The sequence below is a fragment of the Chryseobacterium sp. CP-77 genome, assembly GCF_036362765.1.
GTDB lineage: Bacteria > Bacteroidota > Bacteroidia > Flavobacteriales > Weeksellaceae > Chryseobacterium > Chryseobacterium cupriresistens.
In genome coordinates, this window is record NZ_CP143637.1 from 3231029 (window position 1) to 3246417 (window position 15389).

At 34.3% G+C, this 15389-nt stretch carries 12 protein-coding genes and 1 pseudogene; all 13 read right to left on the bottom strand.

From position 1 onward, the window contains the following. Positions 1-169: 169 nt before the first annotated feature. The gene (locus V0410_RS14330) at positions 170-523 is read right to left on the bottom strand and encodes a hypothetical protein (protein WP_002984683.1); all 354 of its coding nucleotides are present in this window, start codon (positions 521-523) and stop codon (positions 170-172) included. Between the two features lie 17 nt (positions 524-540). Further along, a complete protein-coding gene (locus V0410_RS14335; RefSeq protein WP_330744402.1) occupies positions 541-1725 on the bottom strand; it encodes an RHS repeat-associated core domain-containing protein in 1185 nt (394 codons plus the stop codon). Between the two features lie 207 nt (positions 1726-1932). Then, positions 1933-2595 carry a hypothetical protein gene (locus V0410_RS14340; RefSeq protein ID WP_330744404.1) on the bottom strand — a complete coding sequence of 221 codons (663 nt, stop codon included), beginning with the start codon at positions 2593-2595 and terminating at the stop codon, positions 1933-1935. Further along, a complete protein-coding gene (locus V0410_RS14345) occupies positions 2573-2752 on the bottom strand; it encodes a hypothetical protein (RefSeq protein WP_330744406.1) in 180 nt (59 codons plus the stop codon). The genes V0410_RS14340 and V0410_RS14345 overlap by 23 nt, the downstream gene beginning before the upstream one ends. A 148-nt stretch (positions 2753-2900) precedes the next feature. Beyond that, positions 2901-3485 carry a hypothetical protein gene (locus V0410_RS14350; protein WP_330744408.1) on the bottom strand — a complete coding sequence of 195 codons (585 nt, stop codon included), beginning with the start codon at positions 3483-3485 and terminating at the stop codon, positions 2901-2903. 3 nt (positions 3486-3488) lie between these two features. Next, a complete protein-coding gene (locus V0410_RS14355) occupies positions 3489-4556 on the bottom strand; it encodes an RHS repeat domain-containing protein (protein ID WP_330747703.1) in 1068 nt (355 codons plus the stop codon). A 126-nt stretch (positions 4557-4682) separates the two neighbouring features. Continuing rightward, entirely contained in the window at positions 4683-5123 is a 441-nt protein-coding gene (locus tag V0410_RS14360) for a hypothetical protein (protein WP_330744409.1), read from the bottom strand. A gap of 875 nt (positions 5124-5998) precedes the next feature. After that, a pseudogene (locus tag V0410_RS23020) lies at positions 5999-6181 on the bottom strand (RHS repeat-associated core domain-containing protein); the annotation flags it as partial. A gap of 114 nt (positions 6182-6295) precedes the next feature. Continuing rightward, positions 6296-7009, bottom strand: coding sequence for a hypothetical protein (locus tag V0410_RS14370; protein ID WP_330744413.1), 714 nt, complete (start codon positions 7007-7009; stop codon positions 6296-6298). A gap of 7 nt (positions 7010-7016) precedes the next feature. After that, a complete protein-coding gene (locus V0410_RS14375) occupies positions 7017-8096 on the bottom strand; it encodes an RHS repeat domain-containing protein (RefSeq protein WP_330747705.1) in 1080 nt (359 codons plus the stop codon). Between the two features lie 438 nt (positions 8097-8534). Beyond that, positions 8535-8945, bottom strand: a complete 411-nt coding sequence (locus V0410_RS14380; RefSeq protein ID WP_330744415.1) for a hypothetical protein — start codon at positions 8943-8945, stop codon at positions 8535-8537. Then, complete coding sequence (locus tag V0410_RS14385) at positions 8945-12571, bottom strand: DUF6443 domain-containing protein (protein WP_330744417.1); 3627 nt, start codon at positions 12569-12571, stop codon at positions 8945-8947. The genes V0410_RS14380 and V0410_RS14385 overlap by 1 nt, the downstream gene beginning before the upstream one ends. A gap of 5 nt (positions 12572-12576) precedes the next feature. Further along, positions 12577-15384 carry a hypothetical protein gene (locus tag V0410_RS14390; protein WP_330744419.1) on the bottom strand — a complete coding sequence of 936 codons (2808 nt, stop codon included), beginning with the start codon at positions 15382-15384 and terminating at the stop codon, positions 12577-12579. Positions 15385-15389 lie beyond the last annotated feature (5 nt).

The following is a 15389-nucleotide window of genomic DNA, read 5'->3' on the forward strand; positions in this document are numbered from 1 at the left end:
TACTCTTTCTCTGAATATTTTAATTGAGATCTCCTTTTGGAATGCCCATGGATATTGCGTGCCTACCTATCTGAAACATTACCTAACTTTTTAGGGTATGTCCAAAAACAGTGGTTTTACTATATTTATTGGATACAAGCTTGATGCAAGAACCAGCTTGGAACTATTATTATTTCATTAAATTAAATTCGTTATCGTCAATTTCTCTATCTAAATATCCAATAACTTTATCAAAATTTTCACTCAAATAATATATTCCATAGTATGTTTTTCCCAATAAGCTCACTAATCTTAATTTATTTCCAGTATAATTTTCCAGGTTTAAGATCAGAGTACCCATTTCATCAGACAACTTATTATTTCCTGTTCGAGTAGCAGTATATTGTCTAATTTTATATACTCCAATCAGATTTTCTCTTTCGAAATTATTACTATTACTAATCTTAACTTTATAGTTTTCAAAAGTTTCTAAAAATTTCCTTTTCTCTTTAATTAAATTAAAAATTTTTTCTTCAGTTAACATATTTTGAGATTTTATTTTTATCTGGGTAAAACATACTCAACTTTCGCTCCATATACTACGCCTGGAACCAACCATTCCGCTTCTTGTGGATTATAGGGATTAGGGAGTACTGTTCCAACTTTAAATTGTTTAGAAATGATAATTCCTGGAATTCCATTTTCATACATTGCTACGCCTGTAGCAAAATCTCTAGCAGATTCTTTACTTGTACTCCAACTTGTCCAGATACTTAAATTATCCCCTCCGGCATGTGCTTCCATGTCACTGTGAGGTCCCCAAGTTGCAGCAACTTGTCTGTAACCATTCGGTATAGCAATACCTTGTGATGCTTCAAAATACATAGAGCCTTTAGCTTTCGACGAAACTCCTCGATATAACATAATCATTTTTTCTGGCTCTGATTCATCAGCTGTTGTTGTAACAGGTACAGTTAAAGGTAAATCCCTTGTCCAGTTATATTCTGGATCTTTCATCATGACAGGTGTTAACACAGCTCCTAAAGTTGCTGCTCCTACGGCTACTGACGTTACCTCTATAGCTGAGAAAAATTCAGCAATTCGTATTGGTTCTCCAACTTCAACTGCCCTGGAAACCTCAGCTCCTCTTGTAAGCGTTAAAATATCAGCCCCTTTATTTCTGCCAAACAAACGATCCCACCAATTGCTTACTCTTCCCCAGAAACCAGGCTTAGGTCCTTGTACAGTTCCTTTGTTATTTCCTCCACCGGTACGACTTCCTTGTTTAAATTCAGGAGTAGAAATAAAACTTCCATTCATCCCCGCAAACCAAAAGGAACCCTCAGGAACATTACTGATAATTCCTCCGTCATAAGGAACACTTCTCATTCCATCAGGAAAGGAACCCTCAGGAACATTACTGATAATTCCTCCGTCATAAGGAACACTTCTCATTCCATCAGGATCAACAAACATAACAGGATTATCAGCTCCATAATGATATGGGCTAAATCTTCTGAATGCTTCAGCTAATGGATCTGTGGTTCCCCATCTTCCCAAATCCGGCATATACATCCTGGCACCATAATCATACATTCCGTTTTCCTGAAGTTCTTTGCCATTATATTTATAGCTGTAGAAACTTCCGAAACCTGAGGTACTGAACGAGCCTGAGATATGGTTCAGCCCAAAAGGATAATAGTTATTGGTATCGATAATCAGGAACGCCTGCGCTGTTTTTGGCAAAACTTACCCTGGTATTTCCAAGATGGTCTTTTTACCAACACATCTGAAACACCTGATATGACCTTCAATATTTTAGACAGCCTATTTTCTCCTATGCCTTATCCACAATATCATGGTAGATTGAGGTTTCTATTCATTTTTTAAAATTAGAGTATTGATTTTCAATACTCTAATTTACTACCAACATATTTGGAACATTACTAAAATTTATTTAATGATCTTTTCAGGAAAAAAATCTTTCAGATCAATATCATAAATTACAGGATTACATTCTTTTTCAGAGCTATTCTCTTTAGGTACCTTAGAAATATTACTCAAAATGTCATCTATATTTTCGTAAACAGCATTTCCTTTTAGATCAATGTGTATAATATTACAACGATTTCTATTATCCTGTATTGAAATGCTAGATTTATATGTATTCATATCATATGGTGGATGAATATAACTGTACATCATTAGGTATTCATAATCAAAATTCTGATCGACTATAATCATTGAGGGTACAAACATGTAATTACCTGCCAAACCTGAGTATAAAGTAATATTGTAAATAGCTTTCTTTTTATAGTCAATACTTTGTTTGAATAGAGTAAGTATTCCTTTATTATACTTTTTAGAAAAGAAAATTAGATTTACCAAATCAACATTTCTATGTTTTTTATCAAAATCAAATTTTTTCCTATTTAAAAGATAAAATACACTATAATTATCATTATCCAATATCTTTATAATATTTCTTTTTTCTGCTTTTAAATCAATGGAAAATTGCTTACCTTCTATATCTGCCATTTTCATTTGAGGAAATGCATTTATGTTTATAATTAAAGCTAATAAAATTGTTATTTTATTTAATTGTTTTAACTCCATATTTTGTCATTATAATATTAAAATTTCTCTGCATAGCTGCACCATCTCTATACCAAACCCATCCTAAATTCCAGTTAATTTTAATTTGAGCTTCAAATTGTCCAAATATTGAAAATACAAAGATGATTTGAAATATTTTTAGTACGTTATGAATCATTATTATTTTATTTACGGTTATTATATTCTATTTCACGTGCTTCAATAGTAAACCCCTGCTATTGCAAGGGCAACCTTATTAAAATATAATTAATACAGTGACGAATTGGGATTTTATCTATTTACAAAGCCTAAGCTAATTGAAAAAATCACCATTTAATATACTTAGTATTTTTTAAATTCCACTTAATTCTAATAGGATTACTTTTTATCGCATAATTAATTTTCTCTTTATTATGAGCTGGCGGATTAGAACTACAAATAGTAAGATAGACAGTGATAATATAATCTTGATTGCTTATAATATTAAAACTATCATATTTACCATTTTCTACATTAAATTGAAAAGGATTAAATTTGATCGGAATTACTAGTTTTTCTTTTGGCTTAATTTTAATTATTCCGTCCTTACTTTCTAAATATGTAAGCTGATTTCTTTTATTAGCAAGATCAATCTGTGTGTCATCTAATTCTATTAATCCAGTTTCATAATTTACAGACTTATTTTTACGTTTCAGTTCAATTAAAGGTCTAAAGTTATCTGCAATATATTCCTTGCCAAATGGTTTAAAACTTACAGTATCTATAGGAATTGAACACGTAATATTTGAATTATTATAAATTTCCATCACAATTATTTTACTCTTATCATCAGTATCTAACGATTTAATATTTAATAATAATTGAGATTTAACATTGATTATTGTCAAAAATAATACAAGAAGATATTTCATATTTTATGGTATTTTATAAATAGAATCTAACAATTTATATTTTTCTAAAAATAAATTATAAGCTTGTGTTCCTAAATCACTATTCCTACTATTAAGTTTATCAGCATATCCAAACTTAATAATATTAAGAATATTCAATTCATTTCCACTTTTTGTTTTATATCCTAAACTATCCATCCAACGATAAGATCTATATTCATTATATAATAATATAGCACTCGTACCTACAGTTCCATTTCCGAAATAATCTCGTAATGAACGATTCACAAAATATGAATCATATAGATGGAGCATTTCGTGACCCAACGTAAATGATAAATGTAAAATATTATCAATTTTCGTCATATTAAGAGCAATTATATTGGTAGAACTTAAAAGCTGTCCTGGAGCATCTGTTCCACCTTTTTGAAATTCTATGGGAGTCTCTTTAGTAAAATATTTATAAATATCTGCTAAAGAAGGAACCTTATCAACTAATTGCATCCAATCTTTGAAATTTGCTTTTTTATTAATAGGATCACTCCAACCTGCTTTCTTTAATTGCTCAACCATAGAGAACAAGGCCCCAATATTTCCGCCACCACCAAAATATGATTGAGCAAAGGTAATTGCCTCCAAACTTGTAAACGACAATCCTCCGGAGGATGGTGAACCAAAGTCGGCTGATGCGCTACCTCCTCCGGTTCGTTTACCGATCCAGTTATTCTCTATATATCCTGAGGTGAAATTTCCACTTCCGCCTGCAAACCACCATGAGCCATCCGGTACATTAATTTCTAATCCTCCCTCATACGGCTTATTTCTCATCCCATCAGGATCAACAAACATAACAGGATTATCAGCTCCATAATGATATGGGCTAAATCTTCTGAATGCTTCAGCTAATGGATCTGTGGTTCCCCATCTTCCCAAATCCGGCATATACATCCTGGCACCATAATCATACATTCCGTTTTCCTGAAGTTCTTTGCCATTATATTTATAGCTGTAGAAACTTCCGAAACCTGAGGTACTGAATGAGCCCGAGATATGGTTCAGTCCAAACGGGTAATAATTGTTGGTATCGATAATTTCAGGAGCGCCTGTGCTGTTTTTGGCAAAGGTTACCCTGGCATTTCCAAGGTGGTCTTTTTACCAACACATCTGAAACACCTGATATGAACGCTAACACTAGCTTGCAGTTTGTTGCTTATGTATTTAATTATTTTTTACAAACTCGTATTTTAGCATTTCATCAGGATCACCTTCCCATATAAAAATATTCCAAGGTGGATTATTTCCATTGATACCTTGCCCTGAGATATAAAATAAAATTTCCCCTTTTGTTCCCTCGGGTAGATTATATTTTATAGTAATTCCATTGTCTATATTATCAATAATACCACTTTCTACATTTTCTGTAAACTGCCAAGTTCCTTCAGTATTTAATTTTCTATTTTTATTTTTTGGAAAACTACTGATTTTATAATGATCGACCCCTTTCAAAATACAAGTTCCATTTTTATTTAGTTTGATATATGCATTATCAGATGACTTCCAAGTACCTATAAAATCTGATTGTTTTGGCTTAGTTTCACCACAACTATATAGCATAATTGTTAATAGTGTAATTAATAAATATTTTAATTTTGTTTTCATTTTAGATATAATACTTCTGTCCAGTGAAATGATTGAGTAGTTTTAGACCCCCAACCTGTTTTAAATTTTTCATTAATAAGTTTCCCCGCTGTCTGTTGCCAAATTGGTAGATAGCCAAGCACAGGAGGGCGGGAAGCAGATTGCATTGTAGAAGAATTTTCAACATGAAATGAAACAACTACACTCTTATTATATGCTGCTGCCGTGTATTCTAAGTTATAAGATCCTAAATATGTTACTGCTAAATTCCCTGTTAACCCGCCTGTTAATAACGTTGAATAATCTTTAAGATAAAGCCCGACTCCTTTTATACCACCTAGCTTATAAGAATTTGATCCCTCTAAACTACTTTGACTTAAAGCCATTTTAGATAGGATAATATCCCTAGTGGCTTGTACATAACTATGTTGTCTTAACATTTCTGTCATTAAGTCTCCATTAGTAAAATCTCGATGTCTTGGACCTGTTCCTGAAAGCCACTCTACACCTAATTGCCAAGGAGTTATTTCTTTATTAGAAGGAAAATTCTCACCAAGCTTCAATACATGTCCTACCATTTCTTGTGCTGTATTGGCATCTCCTAAAGCTCCTCCTGTCCACCAGCTCATATAGCCATTATTGGTTTTCAGTGAGAAATCTCCTCCATTTTTGATAGATGCCATCAAATCTCTATAAGCCTGAGTCTCACCAAAAGTTTCTCCACCACCACCTGTCCATGGTTTGGCGTCATATGCTCCTTCCAAGAAATAGTCTTGCTGTCCTGTAAATGCCATGATGTTTGCACGGCTTCCTTTTCCACCACTGGCATAATAGGATAGCATTCCGTTTCCAAAGCCCATAGAGCCGGGGTCTTTTTCCGCCGGCGACATGGCACGCCTTCCATCCGGGTCTATAAAGCTTATCGGGTTATTAAAAGCGTAATTATATGGGGTAAACCTTCTGGAGGTTTCTGCCAATGGATCTATAACACCCCATCTTCCGATGTCCGACATATACATCCTTGCCCCGTAATCATTCCAGCCGGTTTCCTTTTGCAATTCTTTCCCGTTATACTGGTAATTTACTAGTATTTTTAAAATTAGAGTATTGAAAATCAATACTCTAATTTATTAACATTACCGGAAAATAGTCGAAACGCTTGTACCAGCCGAAGATAGTTGTATTTGGAGAATTTATTCTATGGGTAATATCTTAATCTTATTACTTTTAATAGAACCCGTAAATAGTTTATATCTATTAAGCTTTTGTCTTTGCGATTTAGTAAGATATTTTATGTAAGCTTCTTTATCTATTGAAATAGAAAGATACCCTATATTTTCTTTTTCATTATCTAGAACATAAAAGCCTTGCAAAGGCCCAACATCTCTATTTGTAATATTTTTTAGATTAAAAGGAACATGAAATACAATCTTTTCTTGTGGTTTAAGAAGCAATAAATTATTCATTATATAATAATTTATTTTGACATCTGATTTAGGAACATTGTTTTTCTTTCCCCATTTTTCTATTTTGACATTAAATTCTTTTTTTATAGAGTCATTCTTTATTTTTATTTTTTTTAAATCTGATAAATCTAGTCCAGAATGTAAATAAGTTTCTACATTTTTTTGTTCAAAATTATCATAAATATTGATAGTCAATCCAAAAAAAGGATATTGATCAATCCATTCATCCTTAATAATATTATAATTATCACTATAATATGGTTGCAATGATGTAGTATCAATTGGAATTATAATATTTTCATTACTTTCATTATATAGAGTAATATTAGCAATTTTTTTTTGAGAATCTAAATTCCAGTTAATTTTAATTTGAGCTTCAAATTGTCCAAATATTGAAAATACAAAGATGATTTGAAATATTTTTAGTACGTTATGAATCATTATTATTTTATTTACGGTTATTATATTCTATTTCACGTGCTTTGATTAGTTGATACATATAAGTGTTAACCTTATCAATTGTAGCTTGGTTATATTTATTTGCACCATTAGGTCCATAATAAAATGACGCAGCACCAAATCCGTCTCCTCCTTTTAAGTTCCCGTTCCCCATTTGCATTTCCCATCCTAGACCTGTAGCCTCTTTATAAAAATAAAAAGAGTTCAAGAAAGGAAGGCTACTTTGATTTCTTAATTCTGTTATTTCACTAAACTTATCTTTAAAAAAAACATTATCAAATACATGATTCATTTCGTGACCCAACGTAAATGATAAATGTAAAATATTATCAATTTTCGTCATATTAAGAGCAATTATATTGGTAGAACTTAAAAGCTGTCCTGGAGCATCTGTTCCACCTTTTTGAAATTCTATGGGAGTCTCTTTAGTAAAATATTTATAAATATCTGCTAAAGAAGGAACCTTATCAACTAATTGCATCCAATCTTTGAAATTTGCTTTTTTATTAATAGGATCACTCCAACCTGCTTTCTTTAATTGCTCAACCATAGAGAACAAGGCCCCAATATTTCCGCCACCACCAAAATATGATTGAGCAAAGGTAATTGCCTCCAAACTTGTAAACGATAATCCTCCGGAGGATGGTGAATCAAAGTCGGCTGATGCGCTACCTCCTCCGGTTCGTTTACCGATCCAGTTATTCTCTATATATCCTGAGGTGAAATTTCCACTTCCGCCTGCAAACCACCATGAGCCATCCGGTACATTAATTTCTAATCCTCCCTCATACGGCTTATTTCTCATCCCATCAGGATCAACAAACATAACAGGATTATCAGCTCCATAATGATATGGGCTAAATCTTCTGAATGCTTCAGCTAATGGATCTGTGGTTCCCCATCTTCCCAAATCCGGCATATACATCCTGGCACCATAATCATACATTCCGTTTTCCTGAAGTTCTTTGCCATTATATTTATAGCTGTAGAAACTTCCGAAACCTGAGGTGCTGAACGAGCCCGAGATATGGTTCAGCCCAAAAGGGTAATAATTGTTGGTATCGATAATTTCAGGAGCGCCTGTGCTGTTTTTGGCAAAGGTTACCCTGGCATTTCCAAGGTGGTCTTTTTACCAACATCTGAAACACCTTGTATGATCTTCAATATTTTAAATAGCCTATTTTCTCCTTTCTTCTGCTCTGGCTATCCCCAATATTATCTCAACCTTACATTTTTACTAGTATTTTTAAAATTAGAGTATTGATTTTCAATACTCTAATTTATTACCAACATGTTTGGAACATTACCAAATTTCACAATTCTAAAATTAAGACCAAATCCGTTCTGTACACTATATGCACCTTCTAGTCTTTCGCAACAAAAATTTTTATTATTCATATTATTTAAAAATCTATGGATCAATATGTTTGGAACTTGTCAGAATACAGGATAATTTACTGAATTGAATCGATAAATATCACCCAAAGGAAGTTTAGTAGCATTGTCTTTATCTTTTTTTATAAACAAAATTTGAAGGCTCTTTAACTTCAAACTTATATATAGTCAAGTTTTTATTCTTAAAATTTTGTAATATTTTCTCAAAATTGGATTTTAAAAATATTATTGAATCATTAGAAAGACCTAAACTATTAATTATAATCTTGTCTTTTTTGCCGTCTAATAAAATTTTTAACACAATTATATGTAATTTACCTAAAAGATCATCAATTCTTATATTTATACTTGTTAGTTGAAAAAAAAGTTGAATTAATGTTTTCTTTTCGCTATTATCAATGCTTTCAAAAAAAGGATTGATTTTAATAGAATATTCATCACTGAAATTAATATAGATATATTCTTTTGTATCAATTAAATCTTTTAATTCTTCTGATCCTATTATTGATATTTTATTTTCCATTATTTTGTTGGTAGTTTATAGATTTTTATTCCGTAGTCACTTGGGTTTAGGCGTGGAAAATTACCTTTGTTTATAAGTTGTTCTACATATTCAAAATTTCCTGTCTTAATTCCATATTTAATTGCTGCATTCATTCTATGATTTCCGTCTACTATTATATGCATTCCTTCATATTTGTAACCTGCACCACCGGTAGGCTCATAAGTTCCATTTGACATTTGTTCAAAATATTTAGCAACAATATCTTGATTAATACCTTTTTGAGCACTTTTAATACCGTTTGCTTCTGCTTCAGCAGATATTTCAGCAGCTAATGAAACTTCCTCCGTTATATTTGCAACACCGGCTGCTCTCGCTAATCTTCCATATCCTCCAAACATATTATAACCACCGCCTCCGAAGTCCTGCATTATTTCTATGTGGGAACTATTCATTAATCTAAAAGATCTATCCAGACTTGATTCTCCTTCATTATAAAAAGGGTTATCACGTCGTGCGCGGTATTCAGCCATATGATTGTAATTGGCTCCTTGTATTAGACCAAATAACCGGCTCCCGCTGGCACTATAATCTTCTGGTATCCTTTCTGGTACACCTACTACTAAACTACCTTTATTCCTGCCAAATAATCCTCTAAAGAAATTACCTATACTTTTCCAAAAACCAGGCTTAGGTCCTTGTACAGTTCCTTTGTTATTTCCTCCACCGGTACGACTTCCTTGTTTAAATTCAGGAGTAGAAATAAAACTTCCATTCATCCCGGCAAACCAAAAGGAACCCTCAGGAACATTACTGATAATTCCTCCGTCATAAGGAACACTTCTCATCCCATCAGGATCAACAAACATAACAGGATTATCAGCTCCATAATGATATGGGCTAAATTTTCTGAATGCTTCAGCTAATGGATCTGTGGTTCCCCATCTTCCCAAATCCGGCATATACATCCTGGCACCATAATCATACATTCCGTTTTCCTGAAGTTCTTTGCCATTATATTTATAGCTGTAGAAACTTCCGAAACCTGAGGTACTGAACGAGCCCGAGATATGGTTCAGTCCAAAAGGGTAATAATTGTTGGTATCGATAATTTCAGGAACGCCTGTGCTGCTTTTGGCAAAACTTACCCTGGTATTTCCAAGATGGTCCTTATACTGGTAAATATAGCGGTTTTCCGTGAAACTGTAATAACCTTCCGCAGTCGCTGCAAAATCAAGCTTCCACTCCGGAGTAATTCCGGGATTGAAGATACCTTTATAAGCCTGTTGTTCATAGGCACTTTCTGTTCTGCACTCAAGGCAGATTCCGCCTCCTTCGGTGTAGCTGTACTGGAAGCCGTCCAGATAGTCTGTGATACGGGTGGTGACTGATCCTCTTGGCGGTGCGCTGGAATAGGTTTTACGCAGCTTGGTTCCGTCTGCACGGTAAAGATAGCTTATCGTACTGTTCAGCAGCTGCTCAAATCCGTTGGTCTGCTGCATGCTGTACCCGTTGGAAAGGTTCAGGAAATTATAAGTGATAGACTGTATTCCTTTGTCCGGCATATCTACCATGTTCCCGTTCAGGTCATAAGTAATAGTGTTATTTCCTCCTTCATAGCCGGTGTCATTCAGTGCATTCTCTGTTACTTTGGTCAAACGGTTTCCGGTATAGTCGTATACCAGATCATCTACCTGCGTAGCCGTTGTTCCGGATACAGGAAAAGCATTTCTTTTTAAGGTTTTAATATTTCCGTTCAGGTCATAGGTCAGGTACTCGTTATAATAATTGTTAAACGGGGTGGTGGAAGCAGGTTCAGAATACACCGCATCTTTCAGTCTGTTCAGCCCGTCATAGGTATAGGTATATCTTTTCTGAACGTTTTCCGAAGCATTCTGCCAGTCTATTTCGGCAATACTACCGTTGTATTTTCCTGAACCGACATTGCTATATTCCGGATTGTTATATTTAATTCCGTATCCGAATAATTTTCCATTCAGATTAACAGGGTCATTAATCTTAATAAGGGAACCTCTGATGTTATAAGCATAATCTATACTTTGTAGAGAGTTGGCTAACTCTGTTCCGCCTACCTTTTTTCTCTTCAGCTGAGATAATTCATTGTATTCATTCTGGGACAGAATTTCAATTGGATTATTATCAACCTGATGCCTGTGTACCAGCAGCCTGTTTTGATTGTCGTACTCATATGATTGATTGATAACTCTTTCTGCATCAGTTGCTAATCTTTTGTGATAGACTTTACTCTGAATTCTAATGCCTGCAAAATCCAATTTTGTTTCTGTTTTCGTATATCCTCCCAAATGATTGATCGTATGGCTTCCTATAATTCTTGATTTAGCATCATACCAGGTCCAGTTATAGGTCCAGTTATCATCATCAATATTCTTCACATAAGATGCCGTAGGAAGATTTTTGGTATTTTGGGAAGCGCTCATATTATCCCCAATGACATCCTGTTCGAAAATAGCAGTGGGTTTTGCAGGACTGCCCGGAGGGTAAGTATCATAGTAATTGACGCTGAGAATTACCGGTGTTTCACCATTGAAATAGTTTTCCGTATAATAAACTGTAGTGCCACTTCTGGAAAAACCCGTTGTATTCCTTTGTTCTGTGATTATCAGGTTTTTCAGATTATTTTGTCTTGCAGCCCTGTCTCCTCCGGTTAAAAACCCGGTGTAAATTGGTCTTCCAAGCTCATCATACTTGGTCATTAGCCATTGATTGTTTTGCTCCATCTTGGTATCACGGGAAAGAATAAGCCTGTCGGCTTTATCATACACCATGTATTCCCAATCTTTGCCGGGAAGTTTCTTTTCTACGAGTCTACCCAAACTGTCATAACGATACTGGTAGCAAAGGTTATCCAATGCACTCTGATCTACTGTGGTTTTTGCGGCCAATGGCGTAATGACAAAAACCTGCATCCCCAAATCATTGTAAACATAGTAAGTATCAACATTCTGTGTACCATCGTTTTTTCGTAAAAGAACAGTTTGCCCGGCTGTGTTCTTAAATTCAATGGTCGTATTATTATCATTATCTACCGATGTGGTTTTCATCAGTTGATTAGCTCCGTAGGTTCCACTTTCAACCAGTTCCGAATAAGTAGCTTCATTACTCCAGGCATTAGTAGCCATATATTTTTTCACCTCACCGGCACTATTTGCACTATACGCTATCTGTACAGGATGCTGTGCCCAGTCATTTCCTAAAGGAGTAATCTTGTCAACCCTGCTTAAGGGAGAATTTTCAAACTTTTTTTCGGAATAGATTTTCTCCTGCCCGAATACAGCAGGGGCATTGGCCAGCGGATTTGAATAAAAAGCCCCATTCTGTGTGCTGTTTTGCGGAATCGGAAGATATTCTTTTGCGAGCCTTCCAAATTCATCATATTCTATATAATTAACGATATCTTTTCCGGATGGGGTAGCTTTAATAGCTATGGTTTGTTTTGTTCTTCCCAATCCGTCAAAATATTGTATGGCTTCAGATTTTTTTATACAGTCAGCGTCCAGACAGGTTTTGGTATATACATAGTTTTCAGCTGTCGTAGCATTCAGGGTCTGTGCATAAGAGTACCCCGTTATCCATAGAAGGCTGAATATGTTTAAAATTCTTTTCATTGGTATTAGTGTTTGTAGTTATACTGGTATTCCTGAAGCGTTTTCCCTTCAGGATCCATTGTTTTTATTAATCTGTTGACAGTATCATATACATATGTGATTTTTGCTCCATTGCCAGAAATTGACTGTGTGATTCCAATTAAAGGATCATAAGTATAAACGGAAATTGGTTTAGACTGTAATGCCGGATCTTTGCGTAGATTCTCCAATGCCTGCAACAGTGAGGCTTCATTTGCCGGATTATCGGCATCGTTATTAGAGGCTGTTATAGCAGTAAGTACTGATGGCAGAGCAGATATTTGATTGTAAGTAACTCCTGTAATTTGTGCAATAGGCTGGGTCTGGTAATATCCCCAGATTGTAGTGGTAGGAATACCATTTTTTCCTGTTATTTCCACCAGATTGCCTTTATTGTCATATTTATTAAATGTCATTATCGTAACAGGAGCCAGGTTTTTCAAGTCATAGGTAACCACAGAGGAAGGATTGAGGTGATCAGCAGAATCATATTTCGTTTCTCCTTTGCTGGTGATGCTTCCGTTTATTTTGGTTTCTAAGAGAAGGGGAACAGAAAGCATATTGGCATTGATCAAACGGGTATTTGATAGATCAGAAGGGTATTTTATACTTTTTTCAGTAATTTTTCCTTCGGGAGAAATATTCTTTGTATAAGCCGGTTGAAAATTGGAAGCGTTAAAAACTGTTTCAGAATGATCTTCCAAACTGCTTCCGTTGGCATAAAATGTTTTAGATGTTGTTGTAGTTGATTTTAGCCATGCACTTTTAGATTTGTAAACCCCACAGATCATATATTCCTGTACCCCATTAATTTCATCAATCACGTAGTCTGTACTTTCACTGAAAAGCATCTGATTCTGCTGATTATACATCTCTTTTTTCGTCAAAAGGCCTGTGGAAGTAATATTATAGTAGGGTTTATAGAAGTTGACAGTACTTGTATAGTCATCCGGAGTCTTAAAATAATACCGGCTGTAGCCCAGATTCCCCGAGGTTCCCTCATATATTTCTCTAACATTTCTATATAATATTGTTTCATTGAGATTTCCTGCTTCTTCATTGCATACTTCACCGAAAAACAAATTACCACCCGACCCGCTGTTATCAAATAAATCATATTGATAAGACATCGCTTTTTTAACCGTATTATCTGCATCATAATATTTTATTTTGGCAATGCGGGCTCCTGTTTTTGACTGAGCAGTATTCTTGTATGGAGCAGATAAGTTTGTGATTATATAATTCTGAATACTTCCATTACCGTTTCCACTGATCTGGAAGGTATAGGTTCCCGGAATCAAATCAAAATATTTCACATTTTCTGAACAGCCATTGGTAACTCCTACAACCTCGCTTCCTGATGATCTTAATAATTTATAGGTTGGCGGAATAATGATATTGCCATGGATATTGATGATTTCGTAAACCTCATCAATCAAAAGCTTTACAAAAAATCTTTTTGTTGCTGAAACCTGGAATGTGTAGCTTCTGCTGTTATTTGTATTATAACTGACTGTATTGGCAATACTTAAATACTGTAAAGCCGGATCGGAAATCTGGTTTGTATTAAGTTGGAGATTACTTTTATTCTCATACACTTCACTGGCTTCAAAGTTATAAACGACATATCCGCCTTCTGGTAAAGTCATTTTCTTGAGTAATCCTAATGTGTAGGTTTTGGGATTAGTTTTTGAATTGTCAGGACACAGAAAGTTTCCATATTCATTAGGGTTTGGAGATGCCCCATAGTTCGTTTCTGAGCCCACGTCATCATATGTGAATTGTCTCCTTTCAATTGGGGCTTCATTTCTGTCTAGTTTTAAAACTGATTGCAGAGTTCTTTTTCCCTGATTGACATTGGTTGGATAAGCAGAACTGGAAAAACTCTCATAATCTAATATATATTTCGTAATAAGATGAGAGGATATATCCCATAGACTAAGACTTCTGATAACGTAAGGATCGTCATCAGTAATTCCTTTATATATATTTTCAAAGGCGATTTTTCCATAAGATGTAGTAATACTTTCCATTTTACAGTTCTGATACAGAAGTATATTGCTGGTATCGCTTACATTTTTGCTGTTTTTCTGATAGCTGAAAGTGGCTATTGTAATATTATTTTCATCAATAATCTTTGTTAAGTAGAATGCAGATTTATAATTAAAGCCCTTAGAGCTTGTATCATACCTTGCTATACTGTAATCCTCAAATACATATTTAAATCCTTTGCTGTCAGTTATTTTAAAAGAGTTTAGAATAAGCGTTGCTGTATTGGAATCTCTTGTATATTCTATTTTAACATTTGTTCCTGATATATTGCTTAAGGTAAAAGTATTGTTAATGGTATCTCTGACAAATTTGAACTTTCCTGAATTACCAGGTAAATCATAGTAATAAATATCATCAAATAAATTCTTTTTATAACTTGATTTTGAAGCGTCATAATTAAACTCATCTATTGAACCATTAATTATTCTTGAAATAACTGCACCACCTTTAAACAAAGACCAGCCAAGACCCACTTCACTGGCTGGTTTATCTTGCCCTGTATTGTAAGGATGATAACTTAGTGAGGTAGTAATTTCAAAGTCCTTATTTCCTGTTGGCAATGACAATAAAGGGATTCCAATGCTGGGAACTCCAGTAGACAAAGAGACAGGGGTATTTACATACGATGAGAAGGATGAAGCTGAAGGCACAGGTTGGGCGGTATCCCCGTAGTTCCTTTCTATCTGAGATTTTCCCAAATTAAAAATCAGGAAAATAAAAATTAAAATAATTTTCTTAAACATGGTTT